Raw genomic sequence first — 22,168 nt, 5'->3', positions numbered from 1 at the left:
TGTCATTCCTTAGGTTATTTGTCTCCATCCCTTAAAAAATGCTAGGATAGTGGCAAATAAAAAACACATGAGGTGTCCCATGACCATTCAAAATATCATCGCCTTTGTTGGCTGCGCGCTTGTCCTACTGTGGGTTGTCCTACGCTATTTCAAAATTGGTGAAGGTAATTACTTTAACGCTATCCCTCTAGTAGGTCTCTTCCTCCTAATTGCCAGTCTCTTTATTGAATAAAGCAATGAACACATTAAAAAAGCCTGTTTTCGGACTATACCGAGAACAGGCTTTTTATTTATTTGCATTATTTACCGTAAACGTATTGAATGTGATATTCCTGAGTTTCATCAGCGGCGATGGAAACATCTCCTAATTCAGGGTGATTTTCACTATCAGGCAATGTTTGTGCTTCGAGCGCAACGGCCATCCATGGCTTACTCTCACCAAGGTTCAAGTATTTGACATCATTGCCAATTTGGCTTTCCGTAAAGGCAACAACCCCATTGCGATCTGAATGAATTGCGACATGCCGTCCTGAAACGCGATCAGTAACTTTAGCCGCAACAGCGTCCTGATTAGCCGGAACCTTAAAGACGTCATCAAATCCTTGTTCAACGGTCGTCTTTTTTAGTTCAGGTAAGATCTCCCCCAAATCATGGTGACGCTTTAGGTCGAATGGTGTTCCTGCATTATCGACAAGTTCACCGGTTGGGCACTTTTCAGCATTCACAGCTAAGTGTTGGTCTGAATTAATAAATAAGTCATGGTCGATTAAATCAGTAATACCTGGGTTAGCCAGATTAAAGTACATGTGGACGGTTGGATTAAAGACACCAGCTTGTTTCGTTTGGTGGCCGGTAAAAGTGACATCAACAGTATCATTCTCAGTCAAAGTGTAGGTCACTGTTATGTCAAGGTCTCCGGGGAAACCATCAACAGATTCCAGTGCTGTATAAGTTAGTTGGAGTTGATTTTTATCTTCGTCAACTGACTTAACGACAAAGAACTGATTTCCAACACCTTCAGGTCCACTGTGAAGTGTGTTTTCGCCGTCGTTCGTCGGTACATGATGTGTCACGCCGTCTTGGGTCCAAGTCCCCTTGGTAATCCGTCCAGCAGCACGCCCAATAACACGATTAATGTTGTACGTATTTTCCGAAAAACCTTCAATTCGATCTGATGATAACACTAAGTTCACTCGTTCATTGTTATCAATTACTGAAAATTCTTGGACGATTTCAGCATAAGTCAAAACACTTAAGCGTGTCTGATTTTGATTTTCAATTGTATACTTTTCAACTGGCTTTCCTGAAACTTCGCCAAAATGTGTCTTTGTAATCATGAGATACCTCCATATACACCTAGCCAACATTCACTATACTTTCATTATACAGTGTTGTATTAAAAAAAACGAATTTTGGAGAAGTGTTCTCATAATTAAAATTCGTGAAATTGCTTCACTGGAAACCTGAAACGTTTGGTCGCTAACAATTTGACATAAAATGAGAAAACATTTAATATTATCATCAACAATACGGTCACATACGTGTGTGTCGTATCTGAGAGCGAACATGAAACCAATTTGCTAAGGAGCCAAAAACTTTCCCTGCTAATAAAAATTTAAGCCGTGTGACACCCAATATTATTCGTGAATACGATAATCAATTTTCAAAGATTGATGACATTATCAAGTTGACGTTAGGTGAACCAGATTTCAATGTCCCTGAAGTCAGTAAGCGGGCAGCCATTGATAGTATTACAGGTGATGATTCACACTATGGTCCTTCGCTGGGGACTCAAGCACTCCGTGAAGCAATAGCTGACTTTATGCAGACACGCTATGACTTGACATATCATGCTGACAAAAACATTGTCGTGACGGTTGGGGCTACAGAGGCTATCTACGATACGATTGCAGCGTTTGTCAATCCTGGTGATAAAGTTTTGATTCCAACCCCAACTTTCCCACTGTATGAATCAGATACTTTGATTTTGGGCGCCGAACCATTGTTGGTTAATACTCAAGATGATGATTTTCTTCTCACACCTGAGCGCTTGAAAGCAACCTTAGACGAATTCGGGGATGACATTAAAGTATTGATTCTCAACTACCCAGGTAACCCTACTGGACGGACTTATTCTGATGAGCAATTAAAGACATTGGCTGAAGTTTTGAAAGATACAGATATTGTCGTCATTGCCGATGAAATCTACTCAGAACTTACCTATGATCAAAACCATCACTCAATTGCACAATATTTACCTGAACAGACGTTAATCTTAAATGGTGTCTCTAAATCCCACGCGATGACAGGCTATCGTCTCGGCTTTATTGCGGGCCCAGAGGATTTGATTCAGGGCCCTGCCCTCGTTCATCAAATGGCTGTGACAACAACGCCTAACCCAATGGCTGCTGCTGCTACGGTGGCCCTTGGCACGCCGGCCGGCCACCAAGCAACTATGGAAATGAATGATGAATATCAAGATCGACGTGATTACCTGGTCAATGCGCTGCGCGATTTAGGTTTCGAATTGGATACCCCAGAAGGAGCGTTCTATCTCTTCCCTCGCGTCCCGGAAGCATATGGGGATGATGATCCGGCCTTCGTGACTGACCTAGCTCTCAAAGCCAAGGTTGGTACCGTGCCGGGACAAGCGTTTGGTCCTGGTGGTGAAGGTCACTTCCGAATGAGTTACGCTTCAAGCAAGGCAACTTTGGAAGAAGCGGTCAGTCGCATTGCACGTTTTTTGGAAGAGCAATAGCTCAGAAAGGTCGTTCAGCTTATGACTAGAAAGATTGGAATTATTGGTGTCGGACATGTTGGTGGTGCGATTGCGCACAGTGCCGTGGTTTAAGGTGTCGCAGACGATTATGTATTGATTGACACGGATGTCGACCATGTCGAAGCTGAAGCCCTCGATTTGACTGAAGCACAACCGAATTTAAAGCACCATGCAAATATCACTGTGAATGATTGGTCTGCATTGGATGATGCCGATGTTGTCATTTCTTCCGTAGGTAAGATTGCTTTGCAAAAAACGAACCCAGGGACCAATTCACGCTTTATTGAGGTGCCCCACAATGTCAAACAAGTTAAATCAGTGGCTGAGCATTTACGGGCCACTAAATTCCATGGGGTTTTAATTGTGATTACAAACCCAAATGATATTATGGTTACCCTCTATCAGAAGTTGACGGGCTACCCTCAAAATAAGGTAATTGGGACGGGGACATTGCTTGATACAGCACGAATGTTAAATGGTGTCGGACAAGCGTTTCACCTTGACGCTCGTTCAGTGAGTGGTTATAACTTGGGTGAACACGGTAACTCACAGTTTACCGCTTGGTCAAATGTTAAAATTTTGGATCATCCGATTATCCCAATTGCGGAACGTGAAGGTGTTGATTTAGAAGACATCGAAGATACGTCCCGAAACAATGGTCATTTTCTATTCCAAGCCAAGGGATATACAAATTATGCCATTGCTGGTGCAGCAATTCGACTAACTGAAACCATTCTTTCAGATAGTCATAGCGAATTGCCCGTTTCTAACTTACGTCCAGGACATGATGTTTACCTTTCATATCCTGCTGTCGTCGGTCGTGAAGGCATCCTGCAACAAGCTGATTTGGATCTCACTGATGCCGAAGAAGCAAAGTTAGCTGAATCATACAAATTTGTTTCAGATAAGTACCATGATATTGTGGCACATTTAGATGAGTACTAAAAATTAAAAAGGAAGGTAGCCCCCGCTACCTTCCTTTTTTGTATAAAAAAAGTCTCCACTTGTAACGAAGACATCTTTCATTTAGTTTTATACGACTAGACTTAGCAACAAAACCATAATCAATCCAACGACTGAGATTAAGGTCTCAAGTACTGTCCAGATTTGCAAAGTTTGTTTAACGCTAAGGTCAAAGTATTCCTTAAACATCCAGAAACCAGCGTCATTTACGTGGGAAGCTGCCAGTGATCCGGCCCCAATTGAAAGGACCATTAAGGCTGGGTTCACAGAAGCTGAAACCATCAACGGTTGCACTAGCCCTGCTGCTGTCAATGCAGCGACGGTCGCTGAACCTAAGGCCACTCGTAGGACTACGGTAATAATCCATGCGAGCAATAGTGGTGATAAGGCTGAGTTCATGAACAGATGTGAAATTTCATTTGAAATACCGCCGTCAATCAAAATCTGCTTGAAAGCAGCCCCACCACCAATGATAAGTAATAACATGGCGATAGACTTCACGGCTGATTCAATGGTGGCATTCATTTGCTTAGCTGACTTACGTTGATGCCAGCCCATTGACCAGAGCGCAAAGGCCAAAGAAATAATCATCGCACCAACAGGATTTCCAATCATGGCAACAAAACTATCAAGACCAGTGGCCTTACTTGGTGCTACTCCATCATGCATAACGACCGTATAAAGCGTTGTAAGCCCCATCAAAATCACTGGGAACAAACTTGTTAACAATGCTAATCCAAATGAAGGCGTGTCAGCCAAGGTGAATGACTTAACCTCCCCAAAAGCACTTAATTCCTTCTTAATTTTGAAAGCATCAGGTGCGTACTTTTGAGCGACCTTTGTAAAGACGGGTCCAGCAATTAATGCTGCTGGCACGGCGATCAAGAACCCATACATCAAAACATGTCCTGGGTTTGCACCCAAGGCTGCCGTAATGGCAGTTGGTGCAGGATGTGGTGGTAAAAATCCGTGAGTAACTGACAAGGCAGCTGCCATTGGGATTCCAAGGTAAAGCAATGGCACCCCAACTTCAAGTGCAATAGCAAATACGATTGGAATTAAGATAACCATCCCCACTTCGAAGAATAACGCAATTCCCAAAATGAATGACGCAATCATCACCGCAAGTTGAACGTACTTTCTTCCAAAAACATTAATTAAAGTGTGGGCAATGCGATAAGCACCTCCGGCATCAGATACTAAACGCCCAAGAATGGCTCCGAACCCGAACACGATGGCTAGTTCCCCTAGCGAACTGCCGATTCCTTTTTCAATCGAAAGTGGGATTTCAACGAAGTTCATCCCTAATCCTAATCCAACAACAACAGAAGTGAAAATGAGAGCAATGAATGTATTCATCTTAACTTTGATGATTAAAAACAATAACAAAGCAATTCCCAAAAATAGTACAATAAGTGACTCCATAAGTTCTCTCCAACTCAAAATAATTTGTGAAATATAACTCTTCGATAATTAGTGTAACACACCCTGTGTAGCTAATGTATGCGCTTTCAAAGATTGTGCATTTCCAATGAATCATAAAGCATACAACTTTATAAGACGTCACCATGTCCTTGTATATAGAATGGCATGTAATCACAAGACTTGTTGATTATTTACCATTTTTATATTATTTTGGTTAGATTAATTGACAATAAATGAGAAAAGATTTAATATTGCTACCATAAACAAGCATTCAGTCAATGAAATGAGGTAGAGACATGACACGTAAGATTGGAATTATTGGAACTGGACACGTTGGAGGTGCTGTTGCAGAAGGTGCTATTTTTCAGGGATTAGCTGATGATTATGTGCTAATTGATTCAAATCCGGAGAAATTGGATTCAGAAGTCTTAGATTTAATTGAAGCTCAACCGAATTTAAAACACCATGCAAATATCATTTCAAACGATTGGGATGCCCTTGATGACGCTGATGTGATTATCTCTGCACTTGGGAATATTGGGCTTCAAAAAAATGCAACCGGGGGTAATGCCCGCTTTATTGAAGCTGAGTACAATGCGAAACAATTGAAATCGGTTGCTGCAAAGTTGAAGGCAACTAAGTTCAATGGTGTTCTGGTAGTGATTACGAATCCGAATGATGTGATTGTAACGCTTTACCAAAAGTTGACTGGTTTCCCCAAAGAAAAAGTCATTGGAACCGGAACGCTACTTGATACTGCCCGTATGAAGAATGCCGTTGGAGAAACTTTCGATGTTGATCCGCGTTCGGTTCAAGGCTATAACTTAGGTGAGCATGGAAATTCACAATTTACAGCGTGGTCAACTGTCAAGATTCTAGATGAATCTATCGAACCCGTTGCCGCGGAAAAAGGCATTGACCTTAATCAAATTGCCAATATTTCCCGCGATAATGGATACCGTGTTTTGAATGGTAAAGGTTATACGAGTTATGCGATTGCTGCTTCTGCCCTTCGTCTTACCGAAACAATTTTGAATGATAGTCATGAAGAATTACCCGTATCAACGTTCCGTGAGGGTCATGAAGTTGCCCTATCATATCCTGCTGTTATTGGGCGCGATGGTGTGTTAGGTCATGGTCATCTACACTTAACTGATGAAGAAGAAACAAAGTTAACAGGGTCTTATGACTTTGTAACGGAACGCTACCACTTATTGCTCGAAAAAATTGAAAATAATGAACTTTAATAAAACAAACCCGGTTGTAAAATATACAGTCGGGTTTGTTTAGCGTATTAACTTTCTAAATCTAAATATTTTGAGAGAATTTTTTCGGCATTTATCGGATTATACAATTTGGCATCTAATTCAACAAGCTCTCCCAAGTTGTCATAAAAGTGCCCTGTTTGTTCGTCAAAAGCTGAATCTATGGCTAAATGTTTGGCCACCGATACAGAGGTATTTGATAGACTGCGAGTATAAGACATTAAGTCACTTTTTACATCCCCTGGGAAAAAACTGTTTACTGTTGTCCCAACCGAACGGAACATTTTAGCTAAATAAAGCATTAAAAGCGTCTTATGTGTTAGTATCCAAGCCGCTTTAAAAACTGGGGTTGATTGCATTTCATTGACTGGAAATCTTTGTATGACGGTCGGATTTCCTGTAACGATTAGGATGCGGCTATTATTTAATTGGTTTGTTAAGGCCAGCGTTAGATAGTAATGCGCAGCTAAATTGGTATTGATATTCTCTATTTTATTATGTGGTATAACGCCAGCACTATGGATCAAAATATCAACGTGTTTAAATCTAGTTTGTATTTCATCCACAACTTTTGCACGATCACTTGGAGTTGATAGATCACCCGTGACTGGAAATGCCTTATCTCCTAGTCTTGAAGCTGCTCGCTGAGCCTTGATTTTTTGCCGACCAATAATAATAATTGAGACATCTTCGTTAATCAAACTTTTAGCGATAGCATAACCAACACCAGAAGTGCCTCCAGTAATGACGATATTTTTCATATTGATACGCTCCTATTCACATGGGTTACAAGCAATCCAAAAACCAAGTTGGATGAAGTGACCTATAATTTTTCTGATAGACTATGTTAAAATTCATCATGTTTAGCCCATGGCCATCGTTGATTAATTACAGACTATCACTAATTTTCCAGCGCATGGAAAATGTGTCGTATAGTCACACGTAAAGCATATAGGGAGGTTTGATCATGTTTTTTGGCGGGTTATTAAAACAGATTCGTATCGAAAGAAACATTAAACAAAAAGAGCTGTCTGACGGTATTGTTTCGCGCTCAACCATCTCGAAAATCGAAAATGGCACACACGAGCCCTCGTTTGAAACCGCCATGAAATTAATTAATCGGCTGGGCATTTCATTGTCAGATTTTGAGCGCCGTTATATGGGTGAAAAAAGTAACTCTGCTTTAGAAGCTTATTTTAAAAATATAGATACACAAGCTCCCCATAGTTTTCACCTTAGAAAGATTGAGAATGTGCAAGCTACGCGTAATTTTGAAGAAAACGCCATGACTGAAAATATTTATATGCTATCAGATGCTCTATGGCGACGTACTACTACGGATAGACATCAATTACAAGAAACTATCCAGGCCGTTTGGAACAAGTTTCAATTGGTAGAAAACTGGAATCGAACAGACCTTTACGTTTTGAATGATTTGATAGCGTTTTTACCTGTCAAAGTGGCCGAGAATGTTGCGAAATTAGGAATTGATAAAATTTCACACGAGTACCCTGAATTAATTGCTTTAAAAGCTTCATTTTTAAATAATTTAGGTCTTCTGTTGCTTTTGGACGATGCGGCATCAGAAAGTGAACAGGTATTTGATGAATCAATCAGGTATTTGATGAATCAATCAGGTATGCCAAACTCGTTCATCGATATGATATCGCATTAACCGCCCATGTTCGAAAAGCTCTTGCCAGGAAGAATGATCAAGAAGTTAATAAGTATGTGCAGATAATTGCAACCTTAGAAGATATTGAATTATTGGATAGCATCAACCATGAAATTACTGAAATAAAAAATACAATCTAACTACGATGGATTACTTGAACGAAACAAACAAAAAAAGCTTAGCTGACGTCAATCAGCTAAGCTTTTTTATGATTTTTATGTTCTAGGACTAAACGATGGCGGAGTTACCATGTTCGCGAACATAGTCTGTTAGTTGTTCAATTGAGATAAAGGGTAAATCAAAGTCTTCGGCGAATTGACGTAGATCAGCTTCACGCGCCATGTGCCCATCTTCTAATAAGATCTCACAAATAGCGCCTACCTCGGTTTCACCAGCTAAACGTGCTAAATCGATAGTGGCTTCGGTATGACCGTCACGTGCCATTACACCACCATCTTCACCAACTAGTGGAAAACTGTGACCAGGGTGAACGAAATCTTCTGCCTTGGCTTCAGGGTCAGCTAAGTGTTGTAGTGTGGCAGAGCGATCAAAGGCAGAAACACCAGTCGTAACACCAGTTGCGGCATGGCTGCCATCGATTGAAAGTGTGAAACGGGTACCGTTCACTTCAGTGTTGTTCTCAACCATTTGAACCAAACCTAAACGGTCGGCAATTGATTGTGTAATTGGGGCACAAAGCAAACCACGAGCATGGGTGACCATAAAGTTGACATTTTCCGGTGTCATTTTAGATCCAATGCCGACCAAGTCCTCCTCATTTTCGCGGTTCTCATCATCAACAATAACGGCCAACCCACCTTGGGCCATGTAACGGACAGCATCTTCGATTGAAGTGTTCATGAAATATTCGCTCCTTAAATATAAATAAAACAACAGTAACAGAATAGAGTCAATGGGTATCCTTACGGAGGCATACCCATCGCATCCAATAATTGGGTCCTAGAATAAGCCACGGATTGTACCGTCCTCGTCAATATCAATGTCATTGGCAGCTGGATGTTTAGGCAAACCTGGCATCGTTAAGATTGAACCAGTCATTGCAACTAAGAAACCAGCCCCTAATTTGGGAACAAATTCTCGTACATGAATTGTGAAGTCTGATGGTGCACCTAATTTTTTAGGATCATCAGAAAGTGAGTATTGCGTTTTAGCCATGATAATGGGTAATTTATCCCAACCATACTTGGCGAAACGCTTGAGTTGTTTTTGAGCCTTTTCAGATAGTTCAACGCCCTGGGCACCATAAATGGTTTGGGCAATTTTATTTAGCTTATCAATCGCGGCATCTTCTGGTGTATAAAGCGGCGTAAAGTCAGATGGTTGATGCGTTGCTTCAATTACACCGGCAGCTAATTCGCGTGCCCCTGCACCACCTTGCCCCCAGACATCAGCAACGTATGCTGGTACATCAAATTCAGCAGCATAGTCTTTGATTGTTTGTAATTCTTCAGCTGTGTCATCTGTAAATTGATTAATGGCGACCACAACAGGTACGCCATAACGCTTCATACTTGATAGATGTTGTCCAAGATTTGCCAAACCATTTTGTAGTGCAGCCACATTGGGTTGTTTGAGCTCATCTTTAGCCAGGCCACCATGCATCTTTAAAGCGCGAACAGTGGCAACGATCACAATCGTGTCAGGCGTCTTACCCAAAAGCGGTACTTTAAAGTCCAAAAACTTTTCACCACCAAGGTCAGCACCGAAGCCAGCTTCCGTGACGACGTAGTTTGATAATTGAAGTGCTGTTTTGGTTGCTTGGACCGAATTTGTTCCTTGGGCAATATTGGCAAAAGGTCCGCCGTGAATCAAAGTTGGCGTGTGCGCCAACGTTTGAACCAAATTAGGGTGAATGGCATCTTTCAACAAAGTCGTTAAAGCACCAGCTACGCCTAAGTCAGCAACAGTTACAGGCTGACGGTCATACGTATCTGCAATCACAATCTTTTCAATCCGTTGCTTCATGTCCATCAAGTCCGTAGATAACGTTAGAATAGCCATGAGTTCGGATGCAACGGTAATATCAAAGCCGTCTTCACGTGGCACGCCACTTGTTGGACCACCAAGACCAATTGTGGCATGACGTAAGGCACGGTCATTCACATCTAATGCACGCTTCCAAAGGACACGACGTGGATCAATATTTAGCGGGTTACCTTGATAAATACTATTGTCAATTAATGCGGCTAAAGTATTGTGCGCACTCGTTAACGCATGGAAGTCACCTGTGAAGTGTAAGTTAATATCCGCCATTGGAATGACTTGTGAATAGCCACCACCTGTCGCGCCGCCTTTCATCCCCATCACAGGGCCCAAAGATGGTTCACGCAAAGCAATCATGGTTTTTTCATCAACCTTAGCGAGGGCATCGCCTAATCCGACAGTAACCGTTGATTTTCCTTCACCAGCCGCGGTTGGATTAATTGAGATTACCAAAATCAACTTACCCAATGGATCATTATCATGTTCATGTCCCAATGTGATTTTGGCTTTATCCCAGCCATACGGTTGCCATTCCGATTTTTCAAGTCCAATCTTATCGGCGATTTTTTCAATTGGCCAAACTTCTGCATCTTGTGCAATTTCAATATCACTTAACATCTGCCATTACTCCTCTGCTAATTCTGCTACCACAGCCTGGTGCCCGATATCATGTCGGTAGACCAAGTCCGTGTGTGTCTGATCTAATGCGGCATACAAATCAGTTTGGGCAGTCACCATCGTTGGTCGATGAATAACTGCAGTTAACACACGCCCCCCGTTACTAACAAGTTGATTTGTTTGCTGCTTGACACCAGCATAATCGATTTGAACATCATTTGGCAATGCTGGTAACGGCAGCCCCTTTTCAGGATTTACCGGATAACCCGGAGCAGCTAGCGTTACACCAAGATAGACATCAGTATCTTGCCAAGTCATATTGGTTGGTTTGCCAGCAAGCAATTCCATGATATTTGTGTACAAATCACTCGTCAATTGTGGCAGAACAACTTGTGCTTCTGGGTCTCCGAAACGGACGTTGTATTCAATAACCTTTGGTCCAGCTTCAGTCAACATAACGCCGGTATACAAAATGCCCTCAAAGGGTGTGCCTTCCGCTCGCATGGCTGCTAGAACGGGTTCAACGAGCGATGTAATGGCTGTTTGTACGACATCTTCACCAATCCAGCGAACCGGACTATAGGCACCCATACCACCAGTGTTTGGTCCACGATCGCCATCTAAGAGACGTTTGTGGTCTTGGGCAATCGGCGCGTGAACGACTTGTTCTTTTCCGACAAAAGAAAAGATTGAAAATTCAGGTCCCTGCATAAATTCCTCGATAACTAAAGGGGCTTGGGAATCTTGTTCGTAGATATTTTCAATGCCCGCTAAAGCAGTTTCTGGATGTTCATAGATGCTAACCCCCTTACCTAAAGCTAAACCATCAAGTTTAACAACAACTGGATAAGCATGGGTGTTGAGGACTTGTTTGGCCTCGTTTAGATTTGTTACAGTCACGGAATCGGCCGTTGGAATATCATATTTTTGTAGGAGGGCTTTAGTAAATGCCTTTGACCCTTCCAACTGGGCAGCAGATTTTGTTGGACCAAAGATCGGTAATCCTGCCGCTTGAAAAGCGTCAACGATACCGTCGGTCAATAGTGCTTCAGAGCCGACAAAGTCAAATCAATTTTTTGACTTTGAGCAAATGCAATTAAATCAGGAATATCCGTTAAATTAACCGTTTCATAGCCAGCCTCACGCATACCTGCATTACCTGGGGCAACAAAAACTTGGTCAACAGACTGCGCAAATGTTTTAGCAAAGATAAATTCGCGGGCACCAGACCCAATAATTAAGACAGATGTCATTGACCTACTCCAATCTTAATGCTTAAAGTGACGGTTTCCAGAAAAGACCAAGACAATGCCAAGCTCGTTAGCCTTATCAATTGAAGCTTGGTCCTTAATTGAGCCACCAGGTTCAACAATGGCTTTGATGCCATGGTCCGCAGCATATTGCACTGAATCATCCATTGGGAAGTAAGCATCTGAGGCCAAAACAGCTTTGTCAAAACCGTCCTTGGTTGAAGCATGGTCAACAGCCAACTTAACTGAATCAATTCGATTTGGTTGTCCAGCACCAATTCCAAGGGTTTGATTATCGGTTGCCACAACAATTGCGTTTGACTTCACGTGCTTAACAACAGTTTGTGCGAATTCAAGGGTTGCCAATTGGGCTTCTGTTGGTTGCGCCTGTGAAACCACTTCATAGTTTTCACGCTTTTCTTCCAATAAATCACGATGTTGCATCACCGTACCACCCAAGATTGATGTCAATTCAACGGCTTGCGGAATGTCATTTGTAAATGGCAAAGTCAACAAGCGCAAGTTCTTCTTTTTAGCTAATTCAGCGTACGCATCATCTGTAAAGCTTGGCGCAATGATGATTTCAAGGAAGATTTTATGCATCTTTTGGGCAGTTGCCAAGTCTACCTCACGGTTCAAGGCAACAATCCCTCCAAAGATTGAGATATCATCGGCATAGAAAGCGCGATCCCAAGCTTGTTCAATGGTGTCCCCTTGCCCAATCCCGGCTGGATTCATATGCTTAACTGTCACAACCGTTGGCTCAGAGAAATCAGCAATGATCCGTAAGGCAGCGTCGGCATCGCGGATATTGTTATATGAAAGCTTCTTACCATGCAAAATATTGGCGCTCAAGACTGAATAGTCAGTTGGTAAGGCATCACGATAAGCAGCAGCATCCTGGTGCGCATTTTCACCATATCGTAAGTTATCCACTAATTCATAAGTTTCAGTCTTTTGCTTGGTAAAGTCTTCATCAGTAAGATAGTCAGCAATTAGTGCATCGTACGCGGCTGTGTGACGGAAGACCTTCGCAGCCAAACCGTGTCGGTACGTTTGGTCAACATTATCTGTTTGCAAACGTTCAATCACTTCATTGTAATCATCTGGATCAACAATGGGTAAAACGTCTTGCGCATTTTTAGCAGCTGAGCGAAGCATTGAAGGGCCACCAATATCAATATTTTCGATGGCATCGGCACGAGTCACATCCGGTTTTTGAATGGTGTGCTTGAATGGATACAAATTAACGACGACCATATCAATTGGCGTGATATCCAATTCAGCCAAAGTTTCCATGTGTTCTGGCAAGTCACGACGTGCTAACAATCCAGCGTGTACACGTGGGTGCAATGTCTTAACACGTCCATCTAAAATTTCTGGGAAACCAGTAACGTCATCAATTGCAATAGCCTCAATCCCTGCTTCTTGTAAAGTTCGTAGGGTGCCACCAGTTGAAACAATCTCATAACCTAATTCAGTCAATGCTTGTGCGAAAGGAACTAAACCTTGCTTATCTGAAACGCTCATTAGTGCTCGTGCCATTAGTTAAATACCTCTTCTTTCAATAATTGTGCTAAAACCGCGGGATATAAGTGATGCTCAACGTCATGAATTTTTGTTTCTAAACTTGCGAGCGTATCGTCGTTGGTAATACGCACCGCTTGCTGATCAATAATTTGCCCCGTATCTGTGCCCTCGTCCACAAAATGGACGGTGACACCAGTGACTTTGACGCCGTAATTAAAAGCGTCTTCAATACCATGTGTTCCTGGAAAACTGGGTAATAAAGCTGGATGAATATTAACGATTTTTTGTGGAAATGCCTGTAAGAGTTTAGGCGTAATAATCCGCATGTAGCCTGCTAACAAAATCCCCTGTACGCCATCGTCCTTTAGTTGCGTAATAATTTCCTGTTCAACAACGTCGCGACTTCCGGCAGCCTTATAGTTCACTACCAACGTCGGAATATTGTGAGCTTCGGCAATTGCCAATGCCCCAGCGTTTGCTTTATCAACGACTAAGCGGACAATCTGGCAAGACAGGCTTTGCGTCTGAATTGCGTCAAGAATAGCGGCAAAATTTGTGCCATGACCAGATGCAAAAACGGCTAGTCGAACGTCATTGGCCATGGTGCTTGCCCCTTCCATTCAATGTCTGAAGTCGTGCGTGGTTGTAGTTTTCCAATGATGTAGGCAGGTTCATCATGAGTATTAAATTGCTGCATCATAGCGTTAACCGCATCAGGAGCAACCGCCAAGACCATGCCAAGACCATTATTAAAGGTCAATAACATATCTTCTAAGCTTAAATTACCTTGCTTTTGCAGAATGTCGAAAATGGGCAGGATTGGCCAACTACCCCATTCGAGCTCAGCAGCGAGAGTTTCATCATATGCGCGAGGCAAATTCTCAACAATCCCGCCACCTGTGATATGCGCCATACTATGCAAGCCATCCATACCCAAAATGGGATTTAGCGCTGGTTGATACAAGCGGGTTGGCTCTAGCAACGTTTGTTGCATGGCTTCCGGTAATTTGGTAAAGTCTGCATCCGTTTCAAGACCCAAGACGCGTCGAACCAAAGAATATCCATTTGAGTGGAGCCCGCTTGAAGGTAAGCCAATTAGAACATCACCGGCCTGAGCATTTTCAGCTGAAAGCAAGGCATCTCGTTCGACGACGCCAACGCCAAAACCTGCAAGATCATAATGATTTTTTGCGTACATACCGGGTAATTCGGCCGATTCCCCTCCAATCAATGAAGCACCAATGGTCTTAGTCGCTTGAGCGACCCCTTTAACCAATGTGGCGACAACCTCTGGACGCATCTTATCGACAGCTAAGTAATCAAGCATAAACAATGGTTTGGCGCCTTGAGCTAATACATCGTTCATAACCATGGCAACCAGGTCTTGACCAATCGTGTCATATTTTTGTGCGGCAATCGTTAATAACAACTTTGTTCCGACACCATCTGTCCCACTAATTAAGACTGGGTCATGTAGCGCCTGACCTAAAGCAAAGGCTGATCCAAAACTGCCTAATGGGGACAAAACGCTATCGGTATAAGTTGCTTCAACGGCTGCTTGCATTTGGGCAACACTCTCTTTTCCGGCTTCAACACTTACACCGGATGCAGCATACGCACTTTCATCTGTCATGTCAGCTTCTCCTTTAAAAGTAGTGATTAGGGTTCGGGGTCAAAGGTCACCACGCCAGCTTCAGCTAATTTTGCCAATTATGCTTGGTAATCGTAAACTGGCGATGGATAGTGACCATCAAAGTAGGTCGTTGTCAGTCCATTGCCTGCCCCTGAATAAGGTAAGTCGATGCTATCAATTAACCCATCAACGGATAAAAATTCTAGTGAATCGGCTCCGATGATTTCACACATTTCAGCTTTTGTGTGGTGGGCAGCCATCAATTCATCCGTCGTTTGCATGTCAACGCCATAAAATGAAGGGTATTTGAATTCAGGTGAAGCAATGCGTACATGGACTTCACTCGCCCCAGCATCGCGAAGCATCTTAATAATGTACTTTGAAGTCGTTCCACGAACAATTGAATCATCTACGAGAATGACGCGTTGACCTGAAACAATGGCTGGTACCGCACTCAATTTCATTCGTACGGCGCGTTCACGCTTTTCTTGCGTTGGTTCAATAAAGCTACGCGCAATGTATTGATTCTTCACTAAGCCCATTTCGTTTGGTAATTGCGCCTGTTCGGCGTAGCCCATTGCAGCTGATAAGGATGAATTAGGCACGCCAACCACCATGTCAGCCGCAACTGGATGCTCAATGGCCGTCGCCTTACCCATGCGTTTGCGTGCTTTATGCACATTCACACCATAAATATTGGAATCTGGACGAGCAAAATAAATATATTCCATGGCATCGATGTTTAACGTTGTATGCTCAGTATAGTTGGAAACGTGCATGCCCGTGTTATCAAAGCGAATCAATTCACCGGGCTGCACATCTTGCACAAATGCTGCATTTACTGAAGCTAATGCAGCTGTCTCACTCGCGACAACGTAAGCGCCATTGTTAGGTAACCGACCAATCACAAAAGGTCGGAAGCCGTGTGGATCAAGCGCGGCGTACATTGCATTCGGCGTTAAGAGTAGAAACGCAAACCCACCACGAAGTTTAAGCAAGGCTTCTTGCAATTTCTCATCAAAAGTCAGTGCTTTTGATCGTCGAATGAGGTGCAACAAAATCTCCGTATCCGATGAAGATTGGAAAATTGCACCTTCATCTTCAAGTTCTTGACGTAACGTCTTGGCATTGGTGATGTTACGTTATGCGCTAATGCAATTTGCATGTCAGAAAAATTCACCATAAATGGTTGAATATTTTCAATTCCGTTACTGCCTGCCGTGGCGTAACGAACATGCCCAATTGCTGAATCCCCAACCAAATTCATCATTCGGCGCGGATCGGCAAAGACTTCACTCAATAGTCCTAAACCTCGTTCTTGCCAGAGACGACCATCAGCCTTCTTTGAAACAATACCGGCCCCTTCTTGTCCGCGATGTTGTAACGCATGTAAGCCATAAAAAGTTAATTCAGCGGCTTCTGGATTATCCCAAACGCCGAAAATACCACATTCTTCATTTAGCGAACGTTCATTTACTATTGTAGTTGTTGCCATAAGCTGTCCTTGTACATACTTTCTACATCAGATACGGATACGTTAATTGTTTGATCCTGTGCGACAAGCTTAAGGGTTGGATTTTCCGTGATTTCACCCAACTTTGTTGCTTCGTCGCCCATCAAAGCCTCGAACACTGCTTGTTCTGCTGGAGCTACCGTCACAATAAACATACTTGGCGCTTCCGAAAAGGCATTTCCGATTGGTGCTGCCAAGGTAAGTTCAGCACCAAATGGTGTGCCAAACAAAATTTCAGATGCGGCAACCCCTAATCCACCTTCAGCAATGTCATGAATACTATTGACATAATGACTTTGCGCGGCTTCAAGTATTTTCGCTTGTACTGCCTGAGCATGATCCACGTTAATTGAGAATAAGTCTCCTGACACTGAACCAGTTTGCATGTGTTGAATCTCACTACCATTAAATTGTGCTTTTAATTCACCAACAAGATAAACGACATCGCCAGCTTGTTTGGCTTGAATGGTCGTAATATCATCTGTTGATGTGTGCAAGCCCACCATACCGACCATCGGCGTAGGATAAATCGCAGTTCCATCCGTTTCGTTATATAGGGATACATTTCCAGAAATGACAGGTGTATTAATCACTTGAGCCACTTCATTGATTCCGGCAACGGATTGCGCTAATTCGTAATAAATTTCTGGATCATCAGGGTTTCCAAAATTCAAACAATCCGTAATTCCGATTGGCTCGGCTCCAGTTGCGACAATGTTTTGTGCTGCTTCCAAAATGGCCCATTGTCCACCAATATAAGGGTTAAGATATGTGTAACGACTGTTGATGTCTGTCGTCATTGCCAAAGCCTTTTCCGTCCCGCGAACACGTACAACTGCCGCATCGCCTCCGGGTTTGATAACGGTGTCAGCACGAACGCTACAATCAAAGTGGCGATATAAAGCTGCCTTAGAAGCAATCGTTGGTTGTGCTAATAATTGCTTTAAAACAGCAGTAGCATCTGTCACTTCAGGTTGATATTGCGCTGTTGTTGCTTCAACTAAACGAGCAGGTTCAGTTTGTGGCAATTCAACCTTTGGGGCTGATGTTAAGAAATCAACAGGCACATCGGCTACCAGCGCCCCATCAAAGGTAAGTTGATACTGTTTATTATCGGTAACTTCACCAATCACAATCGCGTTTAAGTCGGCATCTGTGAAGATCTGCTTTACGGCATCTTCGTGTCCCTTTTTAACAACCAGAATCATGCGTTCTTGTGATTCAGAGAGCATTAATTCGTAGGGGGTCATATTTTCTTCACGCTGTGGGACTTGATCCAAATCTAAGATCATTCCCATACCAGCTTTATCAGCCATTTCGGCCGTTGATGATACTAAACCAGCGGCCCCCATATCTTGAACGCCGACAATGACATCGCCGTATTCTTGAATGGCTTGAATGGTTGCATCCATGACAAGCTTTTCCATAAAGGGATCACCAACTTGAACGGCTGAACGATTTTGATCTTCGGAAGAATCAAATTCAGCTGAAGCAAAGGTAGCCCCTTGAATACCGTCACGTCCAGTTGTTGCCCCAACGTATAGCACAACGTTTCCAGCACCTTCAGCTTTTCCAACATGTAGCAAATCTTGATCAAGCAACCCGACGGCCATGACATTGACTAAGGGATTATGTTGATACGTCGCATCAAAGTTCATTGCGCCACCAACGGTTGGAATACCAATTGCATTACCATATCCAGCAATGCCAGCAACCACGCCGTCAATTAGACGTTGCGTTTGCTTTGACGTAACATCTCCAAATTGAAGACTATCAAGCACTGCAATTGGCTGGGCACCCATCGAAAAGATATCACGTAAGATTCCCTCAACGCCTGTAGCAGCACCCTCATATGGTTCAACTGCTGAAGGATGATTATGTGATTCAGCTTTAAAGACGACGGCCTGGTTATCACCAATATCTAAAATACCGGCACCTTCACCTGGTCCTTGAAGTACACGTTCATTTTTTGACCAAAATGTTCGTAAAACAGGTTTTGATTTCTTATATGAACAATGTTCAGACCACATGGCTGAAAATAAGCCTGTTTCAGTATAATTCGGTAATCGTCCTAGTTCATCAACAATCAAATCATATTCATGTTCAGTTAAGCCCCAAGCTTCATACAACTTAGTTGTTTGAATGTCAGTGGGGTTCGGCTCATTTGCCATTGGATTAGATACCATCTCGACCATGTTAGTTCACTCCTTGTGTTGCAACCGTTGCTAAAATACTCTTGAAGAAGTTTTGACCATCCGTATTGCCGATTAATGGATCAACCGCGCGTTCTGGATGAGGCATCATGCCCAAGACATTGCCTTGCTTGTTGGTAATACCGGCAATCATATCTTCAGAACCATTTAAATTAGATGTGTACTTAAAGACAATTTGATGATTGGATTCGAGGTCAGCTAAAGTTTGTTCATCAGCATAGTAGCGCCCATCAGCGTGTGCGACGGGAATAAGGATTTCGTCTGTGGTGTAGGCATTGGTAAAGGCTGATTCAGCTTGTTCAACCTGTAATAGTGTTTCATCACAAATGAAACCAGGCACTTCGTTCATCATCAGCTGCCCAGGTAAGAGACCGCTCTCTGTTAAAATCTGGAAACCGTTACAAATGCCAACAACAAGTTGTCCATTATCTGCTGCAGCTTGCACAGCCTGCATGATTGGTGAAAAACGAGCAATAGCACCTGTTCGTAAATAGTCACCATAAGAGAACCCACCGGGAAGAAAAATTGCATCATAATCGGCTAAGGAAATATCACTTTGGGCTGAAACGAAACTTGGATTTAATCCAAGTTCTTGCAAAGCGTAAAACATATCTTCATCACAATTAGAGCCTGGGAAACGAACTACAACTGATTTCATGATTAGGCTTCAACCTCCTCGACGGTATAATTGTAAGTTTCTGTATTTTGATTAATCAAAAGTGCTTCAGTCATTGATTCTACCAAACCATTGGCAGCAGCCAATGAATCAGCAGATAACCTAACCTCAAAGTATTTACCTTGAATAACCTGTTCTACGGTTTCATAGTCTAGACGGTGCAGTGCAGACTTGATGACCTCTCCTTGTGGATCCAAAACTGAAGGCTTATACGTTACTTTGATTTTTGCTAAATACATTTTTATTCTCCTAATTTTGCTTGTAGACGTGTGAGCACTTGGGCATAACCAGTCGTTAAATCGCCAGTTTGCTGACGGAAAACATCTTTATCGAGTGAGTCACCCGTGGTCTGATCAACTAACCGCATATTATCTGGTGAAAGTTCATCGCCTAGTACGATGACATCATCGGTATTACGGCCAAATTCAAGCTTGAAGTCAACTAAGGTAATCCCAATTTCATCGAACAATTGGTTTAAGAGTGGATTGATTTGATGGGTTAGGTCTTTAATTCGCGTGATACTTTCCAGTGATGCCAGATTGAGGGCAAGTATTTGTGAGTCATTCATGAATGGATCATCCAAAGCATCTGATTTGTAATAGAATTCCAGAACGGTGGGTTCCAATGGAAACATCGGTTCAACATCGAAGCGACTCACGAAATGTCCTGAAGCATAATTACGTGTTACAACTTCAATTGGAAGCATCGTCAAACGATGGACTAAGCTATCAGTCTCATTTAAGGCTTCCACATAATGCGTTGGAACCCCTTTTTGATTTAAGTATTCAAATAAATAACGACTAATTTGATTTGTATAATAGGCCTTGTCTGCAACAGCTTCTTTTCGTTTACCATTTAAAGCTGTGGCTTGGTCTAAATTGTGGACCCAGATGTATTCCGGGTTGTTTGTTTCATATAAAGCCTTAGCCTTACCTGCGGTAATTAAATTACCTTGTTCAATTTCAGTATGCGCCATTTGACATCCCCCATGCTTTTAATGCATTAATTGCTTCAGTTCCAGTAACCGTGATGTGTCCCATCTTTCGTAATGGCTTAATGTCAGCCTTACCATAGTCGTGGAAGTGCCATTCGGGATGATCGACAAGTGCTTCACGAGCCTTATCGAGGGTTTCACCCAACAAATTCAGCATCATGCTTGGTGCTGCTAAGGTGATTTCAGGAATCGGCAGACCAGCAATACTGCGAATATGTCCTTCGAACTGAGAAACATTCGTGCCTTCAATGCTATAGTGACCCGAGTTATGTGGTCGTGGTGTTAATTCATTGATGTAAATGGCATCGCCCTTTACGAACATTTCAATGCCTAACACACCCTTTAAGTTAAAGGCCTGCGCAATTTTTTGAGCGATATCGGTAACAATGGCCTGTAAGTGCGTGGATTGTTGGCCATCGGCTAATGAACTACGTAAGATATGTTTGTGATGCTCATTGACGGTAATTGGCCAGACACGGGTTGTATCTGTTCCGTCTGTTGTGACCATTACACTGACTTCATAATCAAAATCAATGCGATGCTCTAAAATCAATGTTTCTTCAATATCGTTATCCCAATGGGCAACTAATTCTGCCAATGCCTCACGGTCTGGAATATCCCATTGACCATGACCATCATATCCACCTTCAACAGTCTTCAAGATGGCAGGCAATTTAACTTGTTGAACCGCAGCATCTAAATCAGCAACGTTTTTCACTTCAGCAAACTCAGTAACTGGTAAGTTCAAACTTTGTAAAAATCTCTTTTCAGACAACCGGTTTTTAGTCGTTGCTAACAACTCAGTTCCTTGTGGTAATGGCGTTAATGTTCCTAAGGTTTCAAGTGTTGCTAAATCAACATTTTCAAATTCATAGGTCAGCACATCCACACGTCGAGCCAAATCGGTTAAAGCGGCAGCATCGTTATATGACGCAATTACTTGTTCATCGGCAACTTGACCGGCAGGTGCATTTGGCGTTGGATCTAAAACGATGACACGGTACCCCATTGGCTTAGCAGCCAAGGCCATCATTTGTCCTAACTGTCCGCCACCAATAATACCGATAGTTGCGGGTGGTAAGATTGGCTTAGTCATTTAAATGTGCCTCACTTTCAATAACTGCATCCGCTTGCTGCTTACGAAAATCGGTAATGGCTTGAGCGATGTGTGAATCTGTAACTCCCAATATCTGTGCGGCTAAGTAAGCTGCGTTTTTCGCACCTGCCGTACCTATTGCAACTGTGGCAACTGGCACACCACTTGGCATTTGAACAATGCTTAACAACGAATCCATACCATTTAGGGCCTTTGATTGAATTGGCACACCAATCACGGGAAGCGTTGTTGCGGCTGCAACCATACCTGGCAAGTGTGCCGCACCACCAGCTCCAGCAATAATGATGCCAAACCCATTTTCACGTGCGTTTTGCGCAAATGAAATCATTCTTTCAGGCGTTCGGTGAGCAGAAACAATATGAACTTCATAATCAATATTGAGATCATCAAAAATGTTGGTTGTTTCTTGCATGGTTGGCCAATCTGATTGTGACCCCATAATGACAGCTACTTTTGGCATATTTTCCTCCACGAACATTGATTTACGTCTTATTTACATACATTTAACCACCA

The 22,168-nt window shown here is 42.7% G+C and carries 18 protein-coding genes and 3 pseudogenes; 5 read left to right on the top strand and 16 right to left on the bottom strand.

Annotated elements, in window-relative coordinates:
• Positions 1–79 precede the first annotated feature (79 nt).
• Positions 80–232 (top strand): hypothetical protein, encoded by a 153-nt coding sequence (locus tag IV50_RS07785; RefSeq protein WP_156405002.1) that lies wholly within the window; start codon positions 80–82, stop codon positions 230–232.
• A 67-nt stretch (positions 233–299) separates the two neighbouring features.
• Here the strand turns inward: IV50_RS07785 and IV50_RS00550 are convergent, their stop codons facing one another.
• Positions 300–1,337 (bottom strand): aldose epimerase family protein, encoded by a 1,038-nt coding sequence (locus IV50_RS00550; protein WP_057743539.1) that lies wholly within the window; start codon positions 1,335–1,337, stop codon positions 300–302.
• Positions 1,338–1,624: 287 nt separating this feature from the next.
• On the opposite strand from IV50_RS00550, the gene IV50_RS00545 reads away from it, so the two are divergent.
• The gene (locus tag IV50_RS00545) at positions 1,625–2,758 is read left to right on the top strand and encodes an aminotransferase class I/II-fold pyridoxal phosphate-dependent enzyme (protein WP_057743536.1); all 1,134 of its coding nucleotides are present in this window, start codon (positions 1,625–1,627) and stop codon (positions 2,756–2,758) included.
• 21 nt (positions 2,759–2,779) lie between these two features.
• Positions 2,780–3,724: pseudogene (locus IV50_RS00540) on the top strand (lactate/malate family dehydrogenase).
• Between the two features lie 87 nt (positions 3,725–3,811).
• Here IV50_RS00540 and IV50_RS00535 read toward each other — a convergent pair.
• The gene (locus IV50_RS00535) at positions 3,812–5,167 is read right to left on the bottom strand and encodes a gluconate:H+ symporter (RefSeq protein WP_057743534.1); all 1,356 of its coding nucleotides are present in this window, start codon (positions 5,165–5,167) and stop codon (positions 3,812–3,814) included.
• A gap of 296 nt (positions 5,168–5,463) precedes the next feature.
• Between IV50_RS00535 and IV50_RS00530 the strand changes: the two genes are divergently transcribed.
• Positions 5,464–6,414, top strand: coding sequence for an L-lactate dehydrogenase (locus tag IV50_RS00530; RefSeq protein WP_057743531.1), 951 nt, complete (start codon positions 5,464–5,466; stop codon positions 6,412–6,414).
• Between the two features lie 47 nt (positions 6,415–6,461).
• Here IV50_RS00530 and IV50_RS00525 read toward each other — a convergent pair whose 3' ends face one another.
• Positions 6,462–7,193 carry an SDR family NAD(P)-dependent oxidoreductase gene (locus IV50_RS00525; RefSeq protein ID WP_057743528.1) on the bottom strand — a complete coding sequence of 244 codons (732 nt, stop codon included), beginning with the start codon at positions 7,191–7,193 and terminating at the stop codon, positions 6,462–6,464.
• Positions 7,194–7,399: 206 nt separating this feature from the next.
• Between IV50_RS00525 and IV50_RS00520 the strand changes: the two genes are divergently transcribed.
• Positions 7,400–8,107 (top strand): helix-turn-helix domain-containing protein, encoded by a 708-nt coding sequence (locus IV50_RS00520; protein ID WP_057743526.1) that lies wholly within the window; start codon positions 7,400–7,402, stop codon positions 8,105–8,107.
• Between the two features lie 228 nt (positions 8,108–8,335).
• Here the strand turns inward: IV50_RS00520 and ribB are convergent, their stop codons facing one another.
• The 13 genes and pseudogenes from ribB to purE form a co-directional block, all read right to left on the bottom strand.
• On the bottom strand, positions 8,336–8,968 hold the full coding sequence (gene ribB, locus IV50_RS00515) for a 3,4-dihydroxy-2-butanone-4-phosphate synthase (RefSeq protein WP_057743524.1): 633 nt from the start codon (positions 8,966–8,968) through the stop codon (positions 8,336–8,338).
• Positions 8,969–9,067: 99 nt separating this feature from the next.
• Positions 9,068–10,729, bottom strand: a complete 1,662-nt coding sequence (locus IV50_RS00510; RefSeq protein ID WP_057743522.1) for a formate--tetrahydrofolate ligase — start codon at positions 10,727–10,729, stop codon at positions 9,068–9,070.
• A gap of 6 nt (positions 10,730–10,735) precedes the next feature.
• Positions 10,736–11,982, bottom strand: a pseudogene (purD, locus tag IV50_RS00505) (phosphoribosylamine--glycine ligase).
• Between the two features lie 15 nt (positions 11,983–11,997).
• Positions 11,998–13,524, bottom strand: a complete 1,527-nt coding sequence (gene purH / locus IV50_RS00500; protein WP_057743519.1) for a bifunctional phosphoribosylaminoimidazolecarboxamide formyltransferase/IMP cyclohydrolase — start codon at positions 13,522–13,524, stop codon at positions 11,998–12,000.
• Positions 13,524–14,111 (bottom strand): phosphoribosylglycinamide formyltransferase, encoded by a 588-nt coding sequence (gene purN, locus IV50_RS00495; RefSeq protein ID WP_057744616.1) that lies wholly within the window; start codon positions 14,109–14,111, stop codon positions 13,524–13,526. Before purN ends, purH begins: the two co-directional genes overlap by 1 nt.
• Positions 14,090–15,142 (bottom strand): phosphoribosylformylglycinamidine cyclo-ligase, encoded by a 1,053-nt coding sequence (gene purM, locus IV50_RS00490; protein WP_057743515.1) that lies wholly within the window; start codon positions 15,140–15,142, stop codon positions 14,090–14,092. The genes purN and purM overlap by 22 nt, the downstream gene beginning before the upstream one ends.
• A gap of 80 nt (positions 15,143–15,222) precedes the next feature.
• A pseudogene (purF, locus tag IV50_RS00485) lies at positions 15,223–16,637 on the bottom strand (amidophosphoribosyltransferase); the annotation flags it as partial.
• Positions 16,619–18,841, bottom strand: coding sequence for a phosphoribosylformylglycinamidine synthase subunit PurL (gene purL / locus IV50_RS00480; protein WP_443098088.1), 2,223 nt, complete (start codon positions 18,839–18,841; stop codon positions 16,619–16,621). The gene purL and the pseudogene purF, both read right to left, overlap by 19 nt.
• Positions 18,842–18,851: 10 nt before the next feature.
• On the bottom strand, positions 18,852–19,526 hold the full coding sequence (purQ, locus tag IV50_RS00475; RefSeq protein ID WP_057743512.1) for a phosphoribosylformylglycinamidine synthase subunit PurQ: 675 nt from the start codon (positions 19,524–19,526) through the stop codon (positions 18,852–18,854).
• 2 nt (positions 19,527–19,528) lie between these two features.
• On the bottom strand, positions 19,529–19,783 hold the full coding sequence (gene purS, locus IV50_RS00470) for a phosphoribosylformylglycinamidine synthase subunit PurS (RefSeq protein WP_057743510.1): 255 nt from the start codon (positions 19,781–19,783) through the stop codon (positions 19,529–19,531).
• A 2-nt stretch (positions 19,784–19,785) separates the two neighbouring features.
• A complete protein-coding gene (locus IV50_RS00465) occupies positions 19,786–20,520 on the bottom strand; it encodes a phosphoribosylaminoimidazolesuccinocarboxamide synthase (protein ID WP_057743508.1) in 735 nt (244 codons plus the stop codon).
• On the bottom strand, positions 20,507–21,634 hold the full coding sequence (purK, locus tag IV50_RS00460; protein ID WP_057743505.1) for a 5-(carboxyamino)imidazole ribonucleotide synthase: 1,128 nt from the start codon (positions 21,632–21,634) through the stop codon (positions 20,507–20,509). The genes IV50_RS00465 and purK overlap by 14 nt, the downstream gene beginning before the upstream one ends.
• Positions 21,627–22,115: a 5-(carboxyamino)imidazole ribonucleotide mutase gene (gene purE, locus IV50_RS00455; protein ID WP_057743503.1), complete on the bottom strand. Its 489-nt coding sequence runs from the start codon at positions 22,113–22,115 to the stop codon at positions 21,627–21,629. Before purE ends, purK begins: the two co-directional genes overlap by 8 nt.
• Positions 22,116–22,168: the final 53 nt, after the last annotated feature.

Origin of the sequence: Weissella viridescens (assembly GCF_001437355.1) — a bacterium.
GTDB lineage: Bacteria > Bacillota > Bacilli > Lactobacillales > Lactobacillaceae > Weissella > Weissella viridescens.
The sequence above is the reverse complement of the archived record's forward strand: the minus strand, read 5'-3'. Positions and strand labels throughout refer to the sequence as shown.